The sequence below is a fragment of the Exiguobacterium sp. s80 genome, from assembly GCF_018618725.1.
Lineage (GTDB): Bacteria > Bacillota > Bacilli > Exiguobacteriales > Exiguobacteriaceae > Exiguobacterium_A > Exiguobacterium_A oxidotolerans.
The window spans coordinates 167,746-188,616 of the sequence record NZ_JACSMP010000001.1; the positions used below are offsets into that span (position 1 = coordinate 167,746).

Here is a 20,871-nt window from a genome sequence, read left to right on the forward strand (position 1 = left end):
GGAAGGGGACTAAGACATGCGGAAAATAGGACTGTGGATCAGCTTGCTGACGATTGGATTTTACATCATCGTGTCAACGATGATGTATGTGTCCGTTCGTCCGGAAGCTTTGGCGGCAGAAGCCTTCTCTATCGCGGAAGAAGATATCCGATCTCCTTTGACCATCGAAGACCGTGAAGCGACCAGACAGATTAAAGAAAATACCGTAGCTGCGATTGACAGTCAGTATACGGTCAAAAAAGAATATGCATCGCAACAAATTGATAAGGTGGAACAACTCTTTGCGAGCTTAAAAGGTATAACGAAGGCAGAAGACATCGGACGGATTAAGCAGCGGCTTCGAAATACAGAGGCGGCTGATTTATTGAAAGATGATGAATTGCGTTTGCTTGCGACGTCTTCTTCGTCCGTTCGAAGCACGACACGTGACGCGGTGATTACGGCAATTGAAGAAGCAATGAAACAGCGGATTTCTTCTGAGGACGGAGAGTTAGCAGAAGCGCGTGAGAATGCACGGCTCGACATCGACCGAACACCATTATCTTTTTCATTAAAAGCGGTCAGTAAGGCATTGACCGATCAATTGATTGTCACGAACTACGTGTATGACCCTGAGAAGACGGAGCAATTACGAAATCAAACGAGCGATAAAGTCGAACCTGTCATCATTTCTGAAGGGGAGGTTATCGTTAAGCGTGGTGAAGTGATTTCGCAAGATGAATACCGTCAGCTTAAGCTTGTCGGATTGATCTCTGACCGGAAGTCGTTCAAACCATTGTTAGGAACGTTACTTTTGAGTGGTTTAATGACGTTGCTGTTATATGGATTCATCGCTCGTTCAAATCTTCGATACGCGAAGATGGGTAAAGTACGTTTGTTCGGTCTTGTCTATCTTGTCGTGATTTTGCAACTTGTCGTGACATACGGAATGGCGTTTTTGGCAGAGGATATCAATCCTGTACTGTACTTGTTGACACCGACGGCATTCGCGGCACTCGTTTTACGAAATTTGCTGAATGAACGAATCGCCTTGTCCAGCACACTCTTTATGGCGCTTGCCGGCACATTTTTCTATAGCACGAACCAAAACTTTAGTTTTAACATTGCGATTTACTTAGTGGTAGGCGGACTCGTCGCGACATTCTTTTTACAATCGAGTTTGTCACGACGACGGATTTTCTTGAGTAGTTTAATGATTTCTGCTGCGAACATCGTTGTCTTCTTTACCTTCTTATTGATGCGCAGTGGGCAACTTGAACTTCAGGAAACGCTAACTTTAACGGCGTTTGCGATCGCGAGCGGCGTATTGAGTGCTATCTTCGCGATTGGTTTGTTACCATTTTTAGAAATGACTTTCGGAATCTTGGCTCCGACACGGTTATTAGAACTGTTAAATCCTACACATCCGTTATTAAAGAAATTACTGGTCGAAGCACCAGGAACGTATCATCATAGTATGATGGTCGCGAATTTAGCTGAAACGGCATGTGAAGCAATCGGGGCAGATGGGTTACTTGCGCGAGTTGGTGCTTATTATCATGACCTTGGGAAAACCCGCCGTCCGCTTTATTTCATCGAAAATCAACATGGCCGTAATCCGCACGATCGATTGACACCAATCGAGTCGGCGCGTGTTATTTTAGCGCATACGGATGATGGAGTAGAACTCTTACAAGAAGCAAAAATCCCGGGGGCAATCGTCGCGATTTGCCAAGAACACCACGGTACGTCGTTACTCCGCTACTTCTATGTAAAAGCAACGGAGCAAGGTGAAGTCAACGAAGCGGAATTCCGTTACAGTGGACCGAAACCACAGACACGAGAAGCGGCAGTCATCATGATTGTGGATTCGATTGAAGCAGCTGTCCGCTCGATGAAGTCTCCGACTGAAGAGGGGATTCGTGATCTTGTCTCGAAAATCATTCGAGAGAAGATGCTCGACGATCAATTCGCGGAATGTGACATTACGACACGTGACATTTATCGTGTCGGGGAAAGTGCGTGTCATACGCTTTCGGGATTGTTCCACGAACGGATTGAATATCCTGAATTAAAGAAAGAGGAAACGAAATGAATACTTATATGACAGACGAGGGAAACTTATTGAGCGAGGAACAGCAGCGCTTAGTCGAATCGATTCTTATTTATACTGCGAAACAAGAAGAAGTCGAAGTCAATAGTGAGCTGTCCGTCACATTCGTGACGAATGAAGAAATCAGAGAAATCAATCGCGACTGGCGTGGGAAAGATCAAGCGACGGACGTCATTTCGTTTGCGATGGATGAGCTCGGAGAAGATGAAATTGACTTTCAATTACTAGAAGACGAACCCGTTGTACTGGGTGATTTAATCATTTCCGTCGAACGGTGTCGGGAACAAGCGGCTGAATATGGAAATCGGTTTGAGCGGGAACTTGGTTTTCTAGCCGTCCATGGTTTTTTACATCTGTTAGGGTATGACCACATCGAAAAGGCAGATGAAGAAGTCATGACAAAACGTCAGGAGGAAATTCTACATCACTTCGAGTTGTATCGAGGCGAGTTGTGAAGTCCTGGTGGGTTCCGTTTGTCCATGCGCTAGCGGGCATCCGACAAGCCGTTCGAGAAGAACGACATATGAAAGTTCATTTTGTTCTCGGACTAGTCGTCACGATTGCAGCATTTTATTTCCCACTTTCGTCCGTTGAACGTGCCATCTTATTTTTAACGATCGGTACCGTTCTAGGTGCGGAAATGCTGAATACAGCTTTTGAAAGAACGGTCGATTTAGTGACGAAAGAGTGGCATCCGTTAGCCAAGGCGGCAAAAGACATCGCGAGCGGTGCAGTTTTAGTGTTGGCGCTTACATCAATTGTGATTGCACTATGCATCTTCGTCCCATATTTGGTACAATAAGAATCCGGCCTTTTTTGGCCAACAAAGTTGCTAAAAGGGGAAAAATGACATGAAAACAGAACAATTACTCGAACAAGCTAAAATTGCACGCGAAAAAGCGTACGTTCCATATTCGAAGTTCCAAGTCGGAGCTGCTCTCTTAACAAAAGACGGACAAGTGTTCCACGGGTGTAACATCGAAAACGCTGCTTACGGTCTCTGCAACTGTGCAGAGCGGACAGCCGTCTTCTCAGCATGGGCACAAGATGCACGTGAATATGCAGCGATGGCTGTCGTAGCAGACACGGAAGGTCCAGTAGCACCATGCGGACAATGCCGCCAAGTCCTGTTCGAAATGTGTGATGCAGATATGCCAATCTATTTGACGAACTTAACAGGTGATGTCACAGAAACAACCGTTGGCGCATTGTTACCAGGTGCGTTCACGAAGGGAGATCTCAATGTTTAAAGAAGGATTTAAATCGGGATTCGTCTCGATCATCGGTCGTCCGAATGTCGGGAAATCGACGTTTTTGAACCGTGTCATCGGTCAAAAAATTGCAATCATGTCAGATAAGCCACAGACGACACGAAACAAGATTCAAGGTGTTTACACAACGGATGATGTGCAGACGGTCTTCATCGATACGCCAGGAATTCATAAACCAAAGCATAAGCTCGGTGACTTCATGATGAAAGTTGCGACAAACGCTTTGCGTGAAGTCGATGCGATTCTCTTCATGATCAACGTGACGGAGCCAAAAGGAAAAGGCGACGACTTCATCATCGAGAAGTTGAAAGGCCTTGATACGCCAATCATTCTCGTCATGAACAAGGTCGACTTGATTCATCCGAATGACATTCCGCCAATCATTGAGTCGTATAAAGACGAATTAGAGTTTGCAGCGGTCGTGCCGATTTCTGCTCTTCAAGGTAATAATGTTGAACCGCTCCTCGGTGAGGTTGCGAAACTTTTACCAGAAGGACCGATGTATTATCCGGCCGATCAAGTAACGGATCATCCGGAACGCTTTATTATCTCGGAAATGATTCGCGAAAAAGTCTTACAAAAAACACGAGACGAAGTACCGCATTCGATCGCAGTTGCGATTGATCAAATCAAAACACGTGAGGACGGCAATATGGTCGACGTCCACGCGACGATTTTAATCGAACGTGATTCGCAAAAAGGCATCATCATCGGGAAACGTGGGGCACTCCTCAAGGAAATCGGGTCTGAAGCACGGACGGACATCGAAATGCTTCTCGGAACGAAAGTCTATTTGAACCTATGGGTCAAAGTGCAAAAAGACTGGCGTAACAAAGCCGGACAATTGCGTGAACTCGGCTTCCGCGACGATGAGTATTAAGCGATGATTGATAAGGCGGAAGGGCTCGTATTACGAACGGTCGTGTATGGTGAATCGAATAAAATCATCACGTTGCTGACGCGTGAATACGGAAAGCTCGCCGTCATGGCTCGTGGTGCGAAGAAACCGGGTAGCCGGTTTAATGCAGCAAGTCAGCCGTTTATTCGGGCGGTCTATGTCTACCCGAGGTCACGTGGACTCGGTCAATTAAAATCAGCGGATGTCATCACCGGGTATTCACATATCCGGCAAGATGTCCTCTTGATGTCATATGCGATGTACCTGCTCGAACTTGCGGATAAGGCACTTGACGAACGCGTCGCCTATCCGACGCTCTATGATTTATTCGTCGACGGACTGGAGGCGATGGACGAAGGACTTGATCCGGATGTCGTATCGTTCATTGTTGAACTACGCTTGTTGCGTCATCTTGGTATCGCTCCGCACTTAAACGGCTGTACGATTTGCGGGAGTACGGAAGCACCTTTCGCCTTTTCGCTGAACCATGGCGGACTGCTCTGTAAGCGCCATCGTCATGAAGATGAGTATGCCGTATTCTTGCAGGAGTCAGTTGCAAAGATGCTCTATGTCTTTTCCGTCTATGATTTTTCACGGATCGGTACGGTCACGGTCAAGCCGGAAACGAAACGATTACTGCGTCAAATCATGGATGCCTACATGGAACGTTATAGTGGACTTCGGTTACGATCGAAGCGCGTTCTCGATCAATTGCTCAACCTTGAGAATGATTGACAGACTACGCGTACGTTCGGTAGAATAAGTGCGGAAGAACTAACTAAACGAACACGATGAGAAAAAGGAGTAGCACCTCCTCTTCATTCAAGCGATTCCAGGATAGTGTGAGCTGGATATGAAACGGGTGTGAACGGCATTTTTGAGTGTTCCCGTAAAAGAGTGGCATGCTACGCATGCAAGTAGGGTGGAACCGCGGGCTTGTCTCGTCCCTATGTACAACCATGTTGTACATAGGGACGTTTTTGTGTTTCCTTATAAATTTTGGAGGTGGATCTCTTGAAAATGACAGTACAAGACATGATTTTGACGTTACAGAAATTTTGGGCGGAACAAGGTTGTTTGACGATGCAAGCATATGATGTAGAAAAAGGTGCCGGGACGATGAACCCGATGACATTCTTACGGAGCTTAGGACCAGAACCGTGGAACGTTTGTTATACAGAGCCGTCACGTCGCCCGGCTGACGGACGATACGGGGAAAACCCGAACCGGTTGTATCAACATCATCAATTCCAAGTCATCATGAAACCGTCTCCTGACAACATTCAGGAACTCTACTTACAAAGTCTAGAACTCCTCGGCATCAATCCGCTTGAACACGACATTCGTTTTGTCGAAGACAACTGGGAAAACCCGACGTTTGGTGCAGCAGGTCTTGGCTGGGAAGTCTGGTTGAACGGGATGGAAATCACGCAATTCACATATTTCCAGCAAGTTGGTGGAATTGAGTGTAATCCGATTGCAGTGGAAATCACGTATGGTATCGAGCGTCTCGCGTCGTATATTCAAGATGTCGAAAGTGTCTTTGACTTAGTCTGGACGGACGGGTTCCGCTATGGCGATATCTTCTATCAACCAGAATTCGAACATTCCAAATATACGTTCGAGACATCAGATGTTGATTTATTGTTCACATTGTTTGATCAGTATGAAAAAGAAGCGAACCGGGCGCTCGACGAAAACCTTGTGTTCCCGGCGTATGACTACATCTTAAAATGCTCACATACCTTTAATTTGCTCGATGCAAAAGGAGCGATTTCCGTCACGGAACGAACAGGATTCATCCACCGTGTCCGGAACATGTCGCGCCGTTGTGCTCAAAGTTTCATCGAAGAGCGGGAACGTTTAGGTTTCCCATTGATTAAATCGAAAGCTGGTGAATCACATGCATGAATTATTACTTGAAATCGGTCTCGAAGAAATGCCGGCACGCTTCGTCTTGCAGTCTGAAACACAACTGAAGGAACGTGTAACGACATTTTTGACAGAAGCACGGATTACATTTGATACAGTCGAAGCCTTTTCAACACCGCGCCGTCTCGCTGTTCTCGTTAAAGGAATCGCGGAACGCCAAACGGATTTGGAAGAAACGTTAAAAGGACCAGCTAAACGAATCGCGCAAGATGCGGACGGGAGCTGGACGAAAGCGGCGGAAGGATTTGCTCGTGGAAAAGGATTGACGACAGATGATCTATTCCTTGGTGAAGAAAAAGGAGTCGAATACATCTATGCGACGCGTAAGGAAGCAGGACAAGAAACAGCGACGTTATTGACGGGGCTAAAACAAGTGATCGAGGCGATGAACTTCCCGAAAAACATGCGCTGGAGTACACAACCGCTCCGTTACATGCGTCCGATCCGTTGGTTGATTGCCTTACTTGACGATCAAGTCATTCCGTTCGAAGTCGCATCAGTCGAAACAGGACGAACGTCACGTGGCCATCGTTTCCTTGGTCAAGACATCACGATTTTACGTCCGAATGCGTATGTCGAAGCATTGGCTGGTGAGCATGTCATCGTCAGTTATGCAGCACGCCGCCAAATGATTGAAGAACAAATCGAAGCACTAGCACAATCAGAACAATTCGAAGTACCGATCGATGCGTCACTGCTTGAAGAAGTCACGAACCTCGTCGAATATCCAACTGCCTTATTCGGTGCGTTTGACGAAGCGTACCTTGAATTGCCGGAAGAAGTCTTAATCACGACGATGAAAGAGCACCAACGCTACTTCCCTGTAAAACGTAATGGTACGTTACTGCATTATTTCGTGACGGTGCGTAACGGGAACGCGCAACACATCGAGAACGTCGCCCGCGGAAATGAAAAAGTCATTCGTGCCCGTCTTGCCGATGCGCAATTCTTCTACGAAGAAGATAAGAAAGCGGATATCGACGCACAAGCAGCCCGTCTCGACAAAATCGTCTTCCATGAAAAACTTGGAACGACGGGTGAAAAAGTTCGCCGCGTACGTGAGATGGCGCTTGCGCTTGCAGACCGCTTCTCAGCCGACAGAACGAAAGTCGATCGTGCCGGTCATATCTATAAATTCGATCTCGTCAGTCAGATGGTCTATGAGTTCACGGAGCTCCAAGGTTTGATGGGCGAGCGTTATGCAAACATGAAACAAGAAGACAAGGAAGTCGCAGCGGCGATCCGCGAGCACTACATGCCACGCTTCGCTGGGGATGAAAGTCCGGCGACACCAACCGGGACGCTACTTGCCGTCGTCGATAAGTTGGACAGCGTCGCTGGCTTCTTCGGTGTTGGTATGATTCCAAGCGGTTCTGCCGATCCTTATGCGTTACGCCGCCAGGCTCAAGGAATCGTCCAAGTCTTAGCGGATCGCAATATCCAAATGACACTCGTTGAACTGATTGATTTCGTCGTGACAGCTCAAATTAAAGCAGGTCTTTATCAGGCAGATGCAGAATCAGTAAAAGTGGCGATGCAAGAATTCTTCAGTCAACGCCTCAAGTTCCGTTTATCGGAAAAAGGGTATCGTCATGACGTCGTTGAAGCAGCACTTCAACTTGATATGACGGTCGGAGCGAATGAAAAACGAGCAGCAATGCTTGAAGCGGCGACGCAACGGGACACATTCAAGAAAACAGTCGAACAGTTGAGCCGTGTACTCAACATCTCGAAAAAAGCGGAAACGGTCGTTACTATCAATCCGGAGCTCTTTGAAAATGAAGCGGAACGTACTTTACATGAACGAATCGAACAGGTCATTCCACAAGTCGCAGCGGCAGTAGAGCAATCTGATTTCGAAACAGCGATGGGCGCACTTGAATCAACGGTTCCAGCCATTACAGCCTATTTTGATGGGACGATGATCATGGCAGAAGACGATGCGATTCGATCGAACCGTTTAAGCGAAATGAAACGTTTCGCGGACGCGATTCAAGCGGTCGCACGATTCAATGCACTCACTTTAGTGTAAACAAAGGACGGATGAGCCGATGAAGTTAAATGAACGGCAGAAAAAGATACTCCAAATCGTCAAAGAAAATGGTCCGATCACAGGAGAGCAAATTGCGTCCGAGCTCTCCTTGACGCGGGCGACATTACGACCAGATCTCTCGATTTTGACGATGACAGGAATGCTCGAAGCGCGTCCGCGCGTCGGGTATATGTATGTTGGTAAAAAGAACGCCTCGATGCTTCATGAGAAACTCGACACGTTGACAGTCGGCGAGTTCATGTCTTCTGCCAAGGTGATTCATGAGAGTATGACCGTTTACGACGCAATCGTTCACTTATTCTTAGAAGATGTCGGTTCGCTCTTCGTCGTTGGCAATGATCATGCACTCGTTGGTGTCTTATCACGAAAAGACTTTTTACGAGCTGCAATCGGGAACCAAGAACTCGATTCATTGCCCGTTAATATCATCATGACGCGGATGCCGAACTTGACAGTGTGTGAGAAAACGGAAACATTGATCGGGGCCGGGATGAAGTTGATCGAAAAACAAATCGACTCGATGCCTGTCGTTGAAAACAGTGATGGCATCCTGAAAGTCGTCGGACGGATGACGAAGACGAACATGACGAAAGTACTGGTCGCGTTAGCAAGAGATGAAGAAATTTAAGAGGAGGCTCACAGATGAGACAACGTATTTATGTAGTCAGTGATTCAGTGGGTGAAACGTGTGAACTTGTTGTTCGTGCAGCAGCGATTCAATTTCCGGAGCGGGCGATTGAAACAGTCCGGATCCCATTCGTCGATGACGATCAAGTGATTTATGATCTCGTTTTGCATGCGAAAGAAGAGCGGGCGACGATTGTTTATACGATCGTCCATGCGAAGCACCGTCGTTTGCTTGCGGAGACGGCGAAGGCTCACGAAGTCGAAGCAATCGACTTACTTGGACCGTTGCTTGATACGATGGAAGATCGACTCGGGATGCAACCGAAAGAAGAGCCAGGGCTAATTTATCGTTTGGATGAGGAATACTTCCGGAAAATCGAAGCGGTCGAATTCGCTGTGAAGTATGATGACGGTCGGGATCCACGCGGAATTAAACGGGCTGATATCGTCTTGATTGGTGTCTCACGAACGTCGAAGACTCCTCTCTCACAATACCTTGCTTTGAAACGGTACAAAGTTGCGAATGTTCCTCTCGTTCCGGAATCTGTACCACCAGAAGAACTTTTCGATATTCCGAAAGAAAAGTGTTTCGGATTATTGATTTCTCCTGAGAAGTTGATTGATATCCGGATGGAACGGTTACGTTCGCTTGGTTTGAAACCGGAAGCTGCCTACGCACAAATCGATCGCATCAATCGTGAACTTGATTATGCGAAAAAATTGTATGAGCGGATTGGCTGTCAAATCATCGATGTGACAAATAAGGCAGTTGAAGAAACAGCGAACTTGATTTTGACGGGAATTTCAGGAAAGGCACATGACTAGTCAAGAAAGTACTTGCGTAGTATACTAGTCTAGCTGATAAATGAGATGATGCAATTTTTCCAATGAAACGGAACGAGTATTCGTTCCGTTTCATTGCGGGTATATATATAAGAGTTGAGAAGAGGAGGTGGGACGATTGAAAAGAATTCCGGATGAACTGGTCGATCAGGTTCGCCAAGCGACGGATATCGTTGAACTAATCTCTGAACGTGTAGAATTAAAAAAACAAGGGAATCGGTATTCAGGGTTATGTCCATTCCATTCAGAAAAATCCCCCTCTTTTTCGGTCTCGCCTGATAAAGGAATGTATTATTGTTTTGGTTGTGGAGCGGGCGGAAACGCCATCACCTTCGTCATGGAAACGGAAGGGATGAGTTTTCCGGAAGCCGTCTCGAAACTCGCTGATCGAACGGACGTGACATTACCGGAGTTCGAGCGATCTGATCAGACTGAATCGACACCAGATCAAGAAAAGAAATACCGGATGCGTGAAGCGCATCGAATCGTTGCTGATTTGTACCATGAAGTCATGTTACAGACAGCCGCTGGTGACGCCGGTCGTGAATATCTTGAAAAACGGGGAATTGGCGAATCGGCGATGCGTGAATTTAAACTCGGCTATGCTCCAGACCAAGAACGTTTTACAGTCGACTCCTTGACCCGGCGTAATTTTGACTTGGATGAAATGGTGGAAGCTGGATTGATTTCTGTAGGTAGAGATGGCGATTATCGCGATCGATTTAACGGCAGGGTCGTCTTTCCGATTTCAGATCGTGATGGCACGGTTGTTGGATTCAGTGGACGTTCCATTGATGGAAGAGACCCGAAGTACGTCAATACGGCAGAGACACCGCTCTTCAATAAAAGTGAATTACTGTTCGGTTTTGCACAAGCACGGGGCGCGATGCGTAAAAATAAACAAGTTGTGCTCGTAGAAGGCAATTTAGATGTTGTACGAGTCGCTCAAGCGGGTATATCCTATACCGTAGCCTCTTTAGGAACGGCCTTAACTCCTGTCCATGCACAAAATCTTGGACGGATCGTCGATGAAGTCATTATTTGCTATGACGGAGACAAAGCCGGTCGGGCAGCGACGATTAAAGCATTACGTCTTCTTGAAGATGTTGCGGTAGATTGTTCCGTCATTCGGCTACCGGATGAAGAAGATCCGGATTCGTACATCGGAACTCATTCCGAAGAAACATTTATTCGTCTAGTGGAACAAGAACGGGTTTCAAGTCTTGAATTCAAATCTTTTTATTTTCGTCAAGGAAAAAACTTGCGATTAGAAGGAGAACGCGTTCGATATATTGAAACTATGCTTGAGGAGATTAATCGGACAACGAATCCTCTGCTTCGAGATATTTATCTTGGTAAGCTAGCGGAAGAATTCCAGTTATCGAAAGAATCGTTATTGTCACAAGTGAAACCGTTACAAGCACCTAAAGTAAAGCAGGAACGTCGCGTCGAACGACAAACGAACGTCGCAGCACCTCAAGACCGAACATTTACGAACTGGAAGCGAGCAGAACGTTTTTTACTTGCTTACATGATTCGGTCAGAGGAGGTTGGAATGGAAGTCCGAGATCAACTCGGAGTCGATTTTAATGATCCGGCGCATCAGCTGATCGCCGGTAAATTATATGAGTTTTATGGAGCAGGTGCTCCGGCAAATCCGGACCGCTTCTTGACGATGTTACAAGATGCATCGCTTCAACGAATCGTCGCCGATTTAGAGTTTATGCTCATGCCGGAGTACGATCCGGATTTGTTGAGTCATTATATACGCGCCGTTCAAAATGAACGACAACGACGGACACTCGATGAAGAGAAGTCACGTTTGAATCAACAAACAGATATCCGTGCTCAAGCGGAACTAATGCAGGCAATCATCGAACGGAAACGACGCTTAAAAGATCGATGACCTGTTGCATGATGTGGAAGGAGTGTATGGTTCGATGGCAGAAAAAGCAAGATCAGAAGCAGAAATACTCCGTCTCGCGAAGGATGAACTAATCGCGCTCGGACATAAAAATGGGGAACTATCGCATCAAAAAATCGAAGATAAGCTCAGCTCATTTGAATCGATGGATGCGCAACAATTTGAAGAGTTTCTTCAATTGTTAGAGACTGAAGGTATCAAAGTAAACAACGATGGTACGGGTGACGATAAAGAAGAGGCGGATTTAAACGATCTCTCTGTCCCACCAGGTGTTAAAATCAATGACCCTGTCCGGATGTACCTGAAAGAAATCGGTCGTGTCGATCTCTTGAATGCAGAGGACGAAGTCGAACTTGCAAAACGAATTGAACAAAACGATGAAGAAGCGAAAAAGCGTCTTGCTGAAGCGAACTTACGTCTTGTCGTCTCGATTGCAAAACGTTACGTCGGACGTGGTATGTTGTTCCTCGACTTGATTCAAGAAGGAAACATGGGATTAATCAAAGCGGTCGAGAAATTCGATTATACAAAAGGATACAAATTCTCGACCTACGCAACATGGTGGATTCGTCAGGCGATTACCCGTGCGATTGCTGACCAAGCACGTACAATCCGGATTCCGGTTCATATGGTCGAGACGATCAATAAATTGATTCGTGTTCAACGTCAGCTCCTACAAGACTTAGGACGTGAACCGACGCCTGAAGAAATTTCAAAAGAGATGGAAATCACACCTGAGAAAGTACGTGAGATTTTAAAAATCGCTCAAGAACCGGTGTCACTCGAAACACCAATCGGGGAAGAGGACGATTCGCATCTCGGTGATTTCATTGAAGATCAAGACGCAACGGCGCCTCAAGACGCAGCTGCGTATGAATTATTGAAAGAACAACTTGAAGATGTCCTCGATACATTGACGGACCGGGAAGAAAACGTGTTACGTCTTCGTTTTGGTCTTGATGATGGTCGGACACGGACGCTTGAAGAAGTCGGTAAAGTATTTGGTGTTACGCGCGAGCGGATTCGTCAAATTGAAGCGAAAGCTTTACGTAAACTTCGCCACCCGAGTCGTTCAAAACGTCTGAAAGACTTCTTGGATTGATTTTAAAAGTGTGAAGAAAATATGAAAATTTGGTGAGAAGGAAGAAAAAGTTTTGTTTTTTTCTTCCTTCTCTGTTTTTTTTACAGTAGAATAGTAACGGGGAATACCATTCAGTCACCAACTTGGTTGGGTATAGAATATGGGGGGAAATCCAAATGCGTAATCCATTAGTACCGTTCGCAGCGATTGCGATCATCGCAATCATTGCCATGATTTCATTGTCATACTTTGGCGTAGATCAGGCGAAAGAAGCTGAAAAGGGTCCATCAACAGCTGAAATGAAGCCAGAAGATTTATTTGCATCAAAAGGATGTACAGGATGTCACGGCGGCAATCTCGAAGGCGGAGCAGGTCCGAACTTAACTAAAGTCGGTGCGAAGCTGAAAGAAGAAGAAATCAAAGACATCGCTATGAATGGTAAAGGGCAAATGCCTGGGGGTCTTGCTAACGACGAAGAAGCCACTGTTTTAGCGAAATGGCTTGCAGAAAAGAAATAAGTCAAAAACATCTGTCTCTTCTCCGAGATAGGTGTTTTTTTCTTGTACGAATTTGGGAAAAGCCATACAGCACGGTATTTCTTTTTTGGGCTAAGTCAGCTATTTTAAAAAGAGATGGATTAGAAAGAGGAAGGATGACATACATTGCAAACACACGTCACATTAGATCAACGATTAAAAAAAGTAGTCTCATATATTCCACAAGGAGCAGTCCTCGCGGATATTGGTTCCGATCACGCATTCGTCCCGTGTTATTGTATCCAACAAGGCTTAGTCGAACGTGCCATCGCAGGCGAAGTCAATGTGGGGCCGATGGAAGCGGCACAAGGGCAAGTCGCGCTTGTTCAATTAGACGAACAGATTGAAGTACGTCTCGGGAGTGGTTTGACGGTTCTCACTCCAGGAGAAGTAACGGCTGTGACGATTGCCGGCATGGGTGGAACGCTCATCGCAACGATTTTAGAGGAAGGGAAGGCGCATTTATCGGGCGAAGAACGCTTGATTCTTCAACCGAACGTCGATGCTGTCGATGTTCGAAAATGGTTACTTGAACATGGATATGCGTTACTGTCGGAAGCCATCGTTAAAGAGAATGGAAAGATTTACGAGATTCTCGTTGCAGAAAAAGGAGAAGAAATGATTTACGCAGAGGACGCGGACATCCGGAAGTGGGAATTGTTATTTGGACCGCAACTCATGCGAGAAAAAGCACCTGCTTTCATTGAAAAATGGCAAGCAGAACAACAAAAGCGTCAATTTATTTTAGAACAAATGCAGCGTGGGAATGACTCGGAGCTCCTCCAAGAAAAAATCACGACAATCCGCCGCTTGATCGAAAAAATGGAAGAGGTGACGAGCTGATGGCGAACGGTCAATTCATTATCGAACAGTTCGAAGCATTTTCACCGAAAAAATTTGCGATGCCGGGGGATCCGATCGGTCTACAAATCGGTACGCTGAATAAAGACGTGAAGCGTGTCATGGTGACGCTTGACGTCTTGGAGTCGGTCGTCGATGAAGCAATTGAAAAAGGCGTCGATTTAATCATTGCCCATCACCCGCCGATTTTTAGTAAATTAGCGCAAGTCAACGATCAATCGGCGACTGGAAGAATCGTCATGAAGTGTATCGAACATAAGATTGCCGTTTACGCGGCACATACGAATCTCGACGTAACGCAAGGCGGTGTTAATGATTTGATGGCAGAAGCCATCGGACTGACCGACACAACGGTTTTGTCACCTACATTTGAAAACGCGGTCTATAAGCTTGTTGTCTTCGTTCCGCAAGAAGCCGTACAACAGGTATCAGAAGCGCTTACGAAGGCAGGAGCGGGACAAATCGGTGCTTACAGCGCCTGTCAGTTCCATAGTGTAGGGACTGGACAATTTAAACCTGAGACTGGGACAGTACCTTACATTGGCAATGTCGGACAAGTCGAACGAGTTTCTGAAGTCCGAATTGAGACGATCGTTACGGAACTGAATCAAAAACAAGTGATTCGTGCGATGAAAAAAGCGCACCCTTATGAAGAAGTCGCTTATGATATCATGCGCCAGGAGCGGACAGCTGAGCCGTTAGGGCTTGGCAGAATCGGTTACCTCGAACGACCAGTGTCGTTACGTCAGTTCGCAGAACATGTCCGTGATGTGTTCGGTGTTGAAAACCTGCGTTTTGTGGGAGAATCGGACCGCCTCATAAAAAAAGTCGCCGTACTCGGTGGAGACGGCAATAAACATGTTTCAACAGCGGCGTTTGCCGGGGCAGATGTCCTCGTGACGGGCGATCTGTACTTCCACGTCGCCCATGATGCAATGGCGCTCGGCTTAGCAGTCGTCGATCCTGGACATCACGTCGAGTCAGTCATGAAACAAGGCGTCGTCAATGAGCTGAAGAAACGTTTTGAGGAACGAAAAATCCGCGACGTCGAATTGGTCGTCTCGACGACAAATACGAATCCATTCAAATTTTTATGAACGCAAAAAACCGTACTGCACTTTAAAGTGCAGTACGGTTTTTTGCGTGTAGACAAAGTGATATCGGAAGATAAAAGCGTCATGTTTCGTTGCTTTTCCCGTAGGAGTCAACGAAACATGACGCTTTTTAGGTAATACCGTGACGAAAATCCAGGCATGCAGACGGTTTAAAGCGAAATCCGTCTTGAATCGCTTTAGAACCGCGAAAAGCAATCGGTCGCGACCCTGCAGCTTTGCTGTAACGGCGCGGAACATTGCCGCTTTGAAGACGAGGCGAGACAGGGAAGCGCGAACTGATAACATCTCGCTATAGAATTTTAGTTCTTTATAAGAGTTTGTCTACATTTAAAAACCGTACGGAACCTTAAAGTTCCGTACGGTTTTTAAATGTCTATTACAAGATTTTTACTTTTGGTAAAATCCGACGCAATTCAAGAAATGGTGTTTTATCATGTGTGCTGATATCAGCTGGGTCATACTGCTGTAAGAAATCGATGACTTTTTTCGTGATTGGTGTTGGTGTAGAAGCACCTGAAGTGACACCGACTTGATTCACGCCTTCGAGCCATGTTAAATCAAGTTCAGTCAAATCACCGATACGATGAGCTGGGGTACCTGCGATATCAAATGAAACTTGTGCCAAGCGATTCGAGTTGTTCGAACGTGGATCGCCGACGACGATCACAAGATCACAATCGCCCGCTTGATCGGCGACAGCTTCTTGACGGACTTGCGTCGCGTTACAAATTTCATTATGGACTTCGACGTGCGGGTACTTTTTACGGACATGTTCCATTAAGGCCTGGACATCCCATTGGCTCATCGTCGTTTGATTCGTGACGATGATTTTTTTGGTTGATAAGTGGGCAGGCAATGCTTCGATGTCTTCGACTTTTTCAATCAAATGGACATGTTCAGGAGCGACGCCAACTGCACCTTCTGGTTCCGGGTGTCCGTGTTTTCCGACGTAGATGACTTCATAGTCATCAGCGACGACAGTCCGGATTAAATCATGTGTGCGCGTGACATCAGGACATGTCGCATCGACGACTGTTAATTTTTTTTCAGCAGCGCGCGCATAGACGGCAGGTGAAATTCCGTGCGCTGTAAAGATGACCGTTCCTTCTTTAATGGTTTCGAGTGCTTCAAGACGATCAGGACCATCAACTGTCAAAACACCCATTCGTTCAAATTCATGTGTAACGTGAGCATTATGGACGATCATACCGAGAATATGGATAGGTCGTGGCAAGTTTTCATTCATTGCGGCTTGTTGCGCTAACTTCATCGCGTCAACGACACCATAACAATAACCACGAGGGCTGATTTTTTTTACTAACATAAGTGTTGATTCTCCTTTAGCGTAGAAAGAATGATTAGTTAGAGTGTACCATTGATTGCAGATGATTGAAAATAGAGGAGTCTATTCAAGAGTGATAACATGATATACTAATTGAGTTGTAAAAATCATGGAGAAGGAGGCAATACGTTGGAGACAAAAAAGATGATGCGGTCTTACTTTTTTCAAATCACCGCTGTTTTGTTCATTCTAATTTGTCTGGTCATCGCGGCACTTGCTTTCACAGCTGACCGTGTGACGATTTCACGGGTTGAACAGCAAACGGAAAAACAAAGTGAAAACAGTGTTGAGGTCTCGAGCAACGCACTCCGTGATAGTATCGGGAATTTACATGAAGAAATCATGGGTCTGCAATTGAATGTCGACAATATGAATGAATTAGAACGAGTCGTTCGCGAAACGAACTTACTCGATATCGATACGGGTTTTAAGAGTTTCTTCTACTATGATTTAAAGACTAAAAAATTCACATGGTTTTCTAGTGAAGATCGACGCATCCGAAATTCAAAGATTCTAGAAGATGATGATTTTCTTCAGGCCTTGACGAGTACAGACTTTCATATGAGTAAACGATATCCGTTACAGTCGGATTATCTCACGTATATGTATGTTCCGGTTCGTAACGGCAGTGAACGGGTTGGGATTTTTGGTGGTGGATTAAGTCTGATGAATTCACTTGTCTTTCGGAATTCACTCGAATCGTTCGACGACGAAACGATGGCCTATCTTTTTAACAGTAAAGGAGAGCCGCTCGCGACTTCGCGAAACCTCGTGACCGACAAAGAACGTGTCTTGACTCAAAGTGTCGTCGACCGGGCATTTCAAACGGTAGAACCATACGATATCTTCAGTACGAACAAAGACATGTATTATTTTGCACGTGATTTAAAAGTGACGGATTGGAAAATTCTTGTTCGGACACCCCGGAGTGTCTTTTACGAACCCGTGTATACGACACGCCAACAATATCTTGTCATCGCAGCGTTGACGCTCGTCCTCAGTCTAATCGTCGGGTACCTCATGTCACGTCAACTGACAGCACCCTTACTCGAGCTCGTACAAAAAATCGAAAAAAGCACGACGCCACAACCGATTGAATTGGAACGATCGGGGTCGAACGAAGTAAAAACATTAGTGTCTGCTTACAATGAGTATGCCCAGCGGATGGAAAACGCGCGAGTCGAACAATTGAGTCAACAACAAGCGATGTTACACCAAGAAAAATTAGCCTCGCTCGGTCAGCTCGCGGCAGGAATCGCGCATGAAATCCGCAATCCATTGACGCCAGTCAAAATGACGCTCCAACTTTTGACGGAGCAAGAGAACAATAGTCCGGAAATGTTGGCGTTAGCCTTATCAGAACTAGATCGTGCCAACGCAATGATTGAGACGATGCTCGACCTCTCTAAAGGTGGCGGCGAGGTATTAAAGATGTCGATGATTGACATGAACGAATTCATGAAAAAATTTAAATTCATCATGGAAGCAGAAGCGCGTTTACACGCCGAGACATACGCAGAAGCAGCAGATTGTAAAATTTATACGCCGGCGCATATGCCGAATCTCTATGCCTCTGAAAACGGTTTGTCACAAATCTTGTCGAACTGTGTTCGTAATGCCTTACAAGCAGTGCAGTCGCGTGGTGCAGATGGGATTTGTCATTTGCATCTACACGTCTACACGAATCAATTCGTCTTCATTGTTCAAGATAATGGTGTCGGCATGACAGAACCCCAACTCGAAACGATTGGGCAAGCCTTTAAGACATCGAAAGCGGATGGCAATGGTTTAGGTCTCTATATGTCAAGTCGCATCGTTCGTGAGCATAATGGAAAAATTGAGTTCGATAGCAAGGTTGGTGTCGGTACGACAGTCCAAATTCACTTACCACGAGGAGGAGACCAGGATGAAGTTTAATAAGTCATGGTTGCTTGTCCTCTTTGTTTGGACGGCCTCAATCCTGCTGATTTCAAATCTGTTCGTAGGTCAGGAGGAAAATCCTGACCGTGACGTTGTCGCCTTTACAATCGTCAACGATAAACATGAATTCGCCCAACGGTTGATTACAGCGTTTAAAGCCGAGGCAAAAGTAAATAAGTATGAAGCCGTCGTGGCGACGTCACATAACTCCCGCATCAGTGAACGAGAGCAAATTCGTGAATTCATCAAATTGAAGGTCGACGCGATATTTATCACGACGTTTGACGATGTTTATATTACGAGCGCATTAGAAGAAGCAGAAAAAAATGGGATTCCCGTTTTTGCGATTGACCGATTGATTCGATCTGATGCAGTCGTCAGCTCGGTGACGTCGAACAATCAGATGATTGGTGAACAACTTGCTTCATATGTCAAAAACGAACTGATTAGACGAAATGGAACTGCAACAGGAAAAGTCGTTGAAATTACGGGGACGACGAACATACACACGACGAATGAACGGCATAACGGATTCGTTAAAGGAATCGTGACAGAACCCGGGATATCGATTGTCAATTCAGCAAGTGGTGACTATGATCCGGTGACATCAGAACGCGTCATGCGTCGGATCATCGAGTCCGGTACGGAATTCGATGCGGTCTACTGTCACAATGACGATATTGCGTTAGGTGTGCTCGAAGCCTTGAAAAAAGCAGACATTTCCGGAAAAATAGTTGTCGGAATCGACGGGAATCGTGCTATATTAGAAGCTGTTGACATGAAATCGATGGATGCGACGGTTGTCCAGTCCGCTGAAGAGATGATGCAAGTCGCCTTCAGCGCGTTGAAGCTTCATACGAAAAATAAAAAAATTCCAGATCGTTTCTATACGTATTCTTATCTGTATGACGGTAGTAGACCCATACCCATGTTGAACTAAGTAAATAGATGATAAAAGTGACACAATCACTTTTAGTTGTTTAAGCAGGAGAAAGGAAGGTGACGAAGATGAATGGATTTACCCATTTTGATTTGCACCCGTTCGTCGTCGAAGCACTCGAAGACGCACGTATTAAAAAACCAACGGATATTCAATCACGGATTATTCCGGCTGCCCTTAAGGGTCGCGATATCATTGGTCAATCACAAACTGGAACAGGGAAGACCTTGTCATTCCTCTTACCGATGGTTCAAAACATCAATCCAGAATTACAAGAAATGCAAGCAATCATCGTTGCACCGACACGTGAATTAGCATGGCAAATCCACGAAGAATTAAAATCAATTCTCGTGAAGAACCCAGACTATATCAAAACGAGCCTCATCACAGGTGGGATGGATCGTGAACGTCAAATCGGGCGCGTCAAAGTTTCACCACAAATCGTCATCGGGACGCCAGGTCGCATTTTAGACCTCTTTAAAGAGCAAGCGTTAAAACCGCACTTCGTCAAAAACTATGTCATCGATGAAGCCGATCAGATGCTTGACATGGGCTTCTTACCAGAAGTGGACCGGATTGCCCAAGCACTTCCTGAGAAACTTCAGATGATGGTCTTCTCAGCGACGATTCCTGAGAAACTTCAACCGTTTCTCAAGAAGTATATGAACAACCCACGTTATGCACATGTTGATCCAAAACAACAGACGGCGAAAAAAATCGTCCATCATACGGTTCCCGTCAAGCACCGTGATCGTTCAGACTTAGCGTTGAAATTAGCGAAAGCACTCAACCCGTACATCTGTCTCGTCTTTACAAACACGAAAACAGAAGCGATTGAACTTGAAGCATCGTTCCTTGAAGCAGGCTTAAATGTCGGTTCACTTCACGGTGACCTACCCGCACGACGCCGGAAACAAGCAATCAAAGAAATCAACGAAGCGAAATTCCAATACGTTATCGTAACGGATTTAGCAGCACGCGGCATCGATATTTCGGGTGTCTCACATGTCATCAACCACGGCATTCCGAAAGATCTTGATTTCTACGTGCACCGTGTCGGACGGACGGGTCGAGTCGACCAAGAAGGACTTGCGTACACGTTGTTTGAAGATCATGAGAATGGTTCAATCAACCGTCTTGAAGACCGTGGCATCGAATTCATCAATGTCGATGTCAAGAGTGGTCAAGTCAGCGAAGTCAAAGAGCGTCGTCGTGCGAAACCACACATGAAGACGGCTGTCTCGAAAACGGCACATAGCCGTTTATCAGGTGAAGCGGCTAAAGCGAAAAAACGCGTCAAACCTGGCTATAAAAAGAAACACCAGTATAAGTTAAAAGAAACAGCAAAACGTGAGCGGATTAAAGAACAGCGTGGCGTCGGACGTGCAGAACGTAAGGCGAATGCGAGTAAATCAAAATAAGTCACGTTTCCCTAC

Annotated in this window: 19 protein-coding genes; 18 read left to right on the top strand and 1 reads right to left on the bottom strand. The window is 45.8% G+C overall.

Features of this window, described 5'->3' with window-relative positions; all coding sequences use genetic code 11:
• The first annotated feature begins 16 nt into the window (after positions 1-16).
• The 15 genes from KNP94_RS00870 (at position 17) to KNP94_RS00940 (ending at position 15,215) form a co-directional block, all read left to right on the top strand.
• Positions 17-2,074, top strand: a complete 2,058-nt coding sequence (locus KNP94_RS00870; protein WP_214765424.1) for an HD family phosphohydrolase — start codon at positions 17-19, stop codon at positions 2,072-2,074.
• Positions 2,071-2,547, top strand: a complete 477-nt coding sequence (ybeY, locus tag KNP94_RS00875; protein WP_029332938.1) for an rRNA maturation RNase YbeY — start codon at positions 2,071-2,073, stop codon at positions 2,545-2,547. Before KNP94_RS00870 ends, ybeY begins: the two co-directional genes overlap by 4 nt.
• The gene (locus tag KNP94_RS00880) at positions 2,544-2,894 is read left to right on the top strand and encodes a diacylglycerol kinase family protein (protein WP_088836557.1); all 351 of its coding nucleotides are present in this window, start codon (positions 2,544-2,546) and stop codon (positions 2,892-2,894) included. The genes ybeY and KNP94_RS00880 overlap by 4 nt, the downstream gene beginning before the upstream one ends.
• Before the next feature lie 49 nt (positions 2,895-2,943).
• Complete coding sequence (locus tag KNP94_RS00885; RefSeq protein WP_029332940.1) at positions 2,944-3,342, top strand: cytidine deaminase; 399 nt, start codon at positions 2,944-2,946, stop codon at positions 3,340-3,342.
• A complete protein-coding gene (era, locus tag KNP94_RS00890) occupies positions 3,335-4,243 on the top strand; it encodes a GTPase Era (protein ID WP_029332941.1) in 909 nt (302 codons plus the stop codon). The genes KNP94_RS00885 and era overlap by 8 nt, the downstream gene beginning before the upstream one ends.
• 3 nt (positions 4,244-4,246) lie before the next feature.
• Positions 4,247-4,996, top strand: a complete 750-nt coding sequence (gene recO / locus KNP94_RS00895) for a DNA repair protein RecO (protein WP_029332942.1) — start codon at positions 4,247-4,249, stop codon at positions 4,994-4,996.
• A 285-nt stretch (positions 4,997-5,281) separates the two neighbouring features.
• Positions 5,282-6,172, top strand: coding sequence for a glycine--tRNA ligase subunit alpha (gene glyQ, locus KNP94_RS00900; protein WP_029332943.1), 891 nt, complete (start codon positions 5,282-5,284; stop codon positions 6,170-6,172).
• Positions 6,165-8,225 (top strand): glycine--tRNA ligase subunit beta, encoded by a 2,061-nt coding sequence (gene glyS / locus KNP94_RS00905; protein ID WP_214765422.1) that lies wholly within the window; start codon positions 6,165-6,167, stop codon positions 8,223-8,225. Before glyQ ends, glyS begins: the two co-directional genes overlap by 8 nt.
• Positions 8,226-8,244: 19 nt before the next feature.
• Positions 8,245-8,874 (top strand): transcriptional regulator CcpN, encoded by a 630-nt coding sequence (ccpN, locus tag KNP94_RS00910; protein WP_029332945.1) that lies wholly within the window; start codon positions 8,245-8,247, stop codon positions 8,872-8,874.
• A gap of 14 nt (positions 8,875-8,888) precedes the next feature.
• Positions 8,889-9,698 carry a pyruvate, water dikinase regulatory protein gene (locus tag KNP94_RS00915; protein WP_029332946.1) on the top strand — a complete coding sequence of 270 codons (810 nt, stop codon included), beginning with the start codon at positions 8,889-8,891 and terminating at the stop codon, positions 9,696-9,698.
• A gap of 127 nt (positions 9,699-9,825) precedes the next feature.
• Positions 9,826-11,622, top strand: a complete 1,797-nt coding sequence (dnaG, locus tag KNP94_RS00920; protein WP_353048324.1) for a DNA primase — start codon at positions 9,826-9,828, stop codon at positions 11,620-11,622.
• Positions 11,623-11,656: 34 nt separating this feature from the next.
• Positions 11,657-12,742 carry an RNA polymerase sigma factor RpoD gene (rpoD, locus tag KNP94_RS00925; RefSeq protein WP_012369736.1) on the top strand — a complete coding sequence of 362 codons (1,086 nt, stop codon included), beginning with the start codon at positions 11,657-11,659 and terminating at the stop codon, positions 12,740-12,742.
• 155 nt (positions 12,743-12,897) lie between these two features.
• Positions 12,898-13,239: a cytochrome c550 gene (gene cccA, locus KNP94_RS00930; protein ID WP_029332948.1), complete on the top strand. Its 342-nt coding sequence runs from the start codon at positions 12,898-12,900 to the stop codon at positions 13,237-13,239.
• 144 nt (positions 13,240-13,383) lie between these two features.
• Positions 13,384-14,100 carry a tRNA (adenine(22)-N(1))-methyltransferase gene (locus tag KNP94_RS00935; RefSeq protein WP_088836560.1) on the top strand — a complete coding sequence of 239 codons (717 nt, stop codon included), beginning with the start codon at positions 13,384-13,386 and terminating at the stop codon, positions 14,098-14,100.
• A complete protein-coding gene (locus tag KNP94_RS00940; RefSeq protein WP_088836561.1) occupies positions 14,100-15,215 on the top strand; it encodes a Nif3-like dinuclear metal center hexameric protein in 1,116 nt (371 codons plus the stop codon). The genes KNP94_RS00935 and KNP94_RS00940 overlap by 1 nt, the downstream gene beginning before the upstream one ends.
• 394 nt (positions 15,216-15,609) lie before the next feature.
• On the opposite strand, the gene KNP94_RS00945 is transcribed toward KNP94_RS00940, so the two are convergent.
• Positions 15,610-16,557 carry a 4-hydroxy-3-methylbut-2-enyl diphosphate reductase gene (locus KNP94_RS00945; RefSeq protein WP_029332951.1) on the bottom strand — a complete coding sequence of 316 codons (948 nt, stop codon included), beginning with the start codon at positions 16,555-16,557 and terminating at the stop codon, positions 15,610-15,612.
• A gap of 147 nt (positions 16,558-16,704) precedes the next feature.
• On the opposite strand from KNP94_RS00945, the gene KNP94_RS00950 reads away from it, so the two are divergent.
• The 3 genes from KNP94_RS00950 to KNP94_RS00960 all read left to right on the top strand — a co-directional run bounded on the left by KNP94_RS00950 (position 16,705) and on the right by KNP94_RS00960 (position 20,856).
• The gene (locus KNP94_RS00950; RefSeq protein ID WP_088836563.1) at positions 16,705-18,492 is read left to right on the top strand and encodes a two-component system sensor histidine kinase NtrB; all 1,788 of its coding nucleotides are present in this window, start codon (positions 16,705-16,707) and stop codon (positions 18,490-18,492) included.
• Positions 18,482-19,435, top strand: a complete 954-nt coding sequence (locus KNP94_RS00955; protein ID WP_088836564.1) for a sugar ABC transporter substrate-binding protein — start codon at positions 18,482-18,484, stop codon at positions 19,433-19,435. Before KNP94_RS00950 ends, KNP94_RS00955 begins: the two co-directional genes overlap by 11 nt.
• Positions 19,436-19,503: 68 nt before the next feature.
• Positions 19,504-20,856, top strand: a complete 1,353-nt coding sequence (locus KNP94_RS00960; RefSeq protein WP_034801484.1) for a DEAD/DEAH box helicase — start codon at positions 19,504-19,506, stop codon at positions 20,854-20,856.
• Positions 20,857-20,871 lie beyond the last annotated feature (15 nt).

Coding starts and splice junctions, on each gene's coding strand:
- KNP94_RS00870 (WP_214765424.1), top strand. CDS start 17: ATGCGGAAAATAGGACTGTGGATCAGCTTGCTGACGATTGGATTTTAC.
- ybeY (WP_029332938.1), top strand. CDS start 2,071: ATGAATACTTATATGACAGACGAGGGAAACTTATTGAGCGAGGAACAG.
- KNP94_RS00885 (WP_029332940.1), top strand. CDS start 2,944: ATGAAAACAGAACAATTACTCGAACAAGCTAAAATTGCACGCGAAAAA.
- era (WP_029332941.1), top strand. CDS start 3,335: ATGTTTAAAGAAGGATTTAAATCGGGATTCGTCTCGATCATCGGTCGT.
- recO (WP_029332942.1), top strand. CDS start 4,247: ATGATTGATAAGGCGGAAGGGCTCGTATTACGAACGGTCGTGTATGGT.
- glyQ (WP_029332943.1), top strand. CDS start 5,282: ATGACAGTACAAGACATGATTTTGACGTTACAGAAATTTTGGGCGGAA.
- glyS (WP_214765422.1), top strand. CDS start 6,165: ATGCATGAATTATTACTTGAAATCGGTCTCGAAGAAATGCCGGCACGC.
- ccpN (WP_029332945.1), top strand. CDS start 8,245: ATGAAGTTAAATGAACGGCAGAAAAAGATACTCCAAATCGTCAAAGAA.
- KNP94_RS00915 (WP_029332946.1), top strand. CDS start 8,889: ATGAGACAACGTATTTATGTAGTCAGTGATTCAGTGGGTGAAACGTGT.
- rpoD (WP_012369736.1), top strand. CDS start 11,657: ATGGCAGAAAAAGCAAGATCAGAAGCAGAAATACTCCGTCTCGCGAAG.
- cccA (WP_029332948.1), top strand. CDS start 12,898: ATGCGTAATCCATTAGTACCGTTCGCAGCGATTGCGATCATCGCAATC.
- KNP94_RS00940 (WP_088836561.1), top strand. CDS start 14,100: ATGGCGAACGGTCAATTCATTATCGAACAGTTCGAAGCATTTTCACCG.
- KNP94_RS00945 (WP_029332951.1), bottom strand. CDS start 16,557: ATGTTAGTAAAAAAAATCAGCCCTCGTGGTTATTGTTATGGTGTCGTT.
- KNP94_RS00955 (WP_088836564.1), top strand. CDS start 18,482: ATGAAGTTTAATAAGTCATGGTTGCTTGTCCTCTTTGTTTGGACGGCC.
- KNP94_RS00960 (WP_034801484.1), top strand. CDS start 19,504: ATGAATGGATTTACCCATTTTGATTTGCACCCGTTCGTCGTCGAAGCA.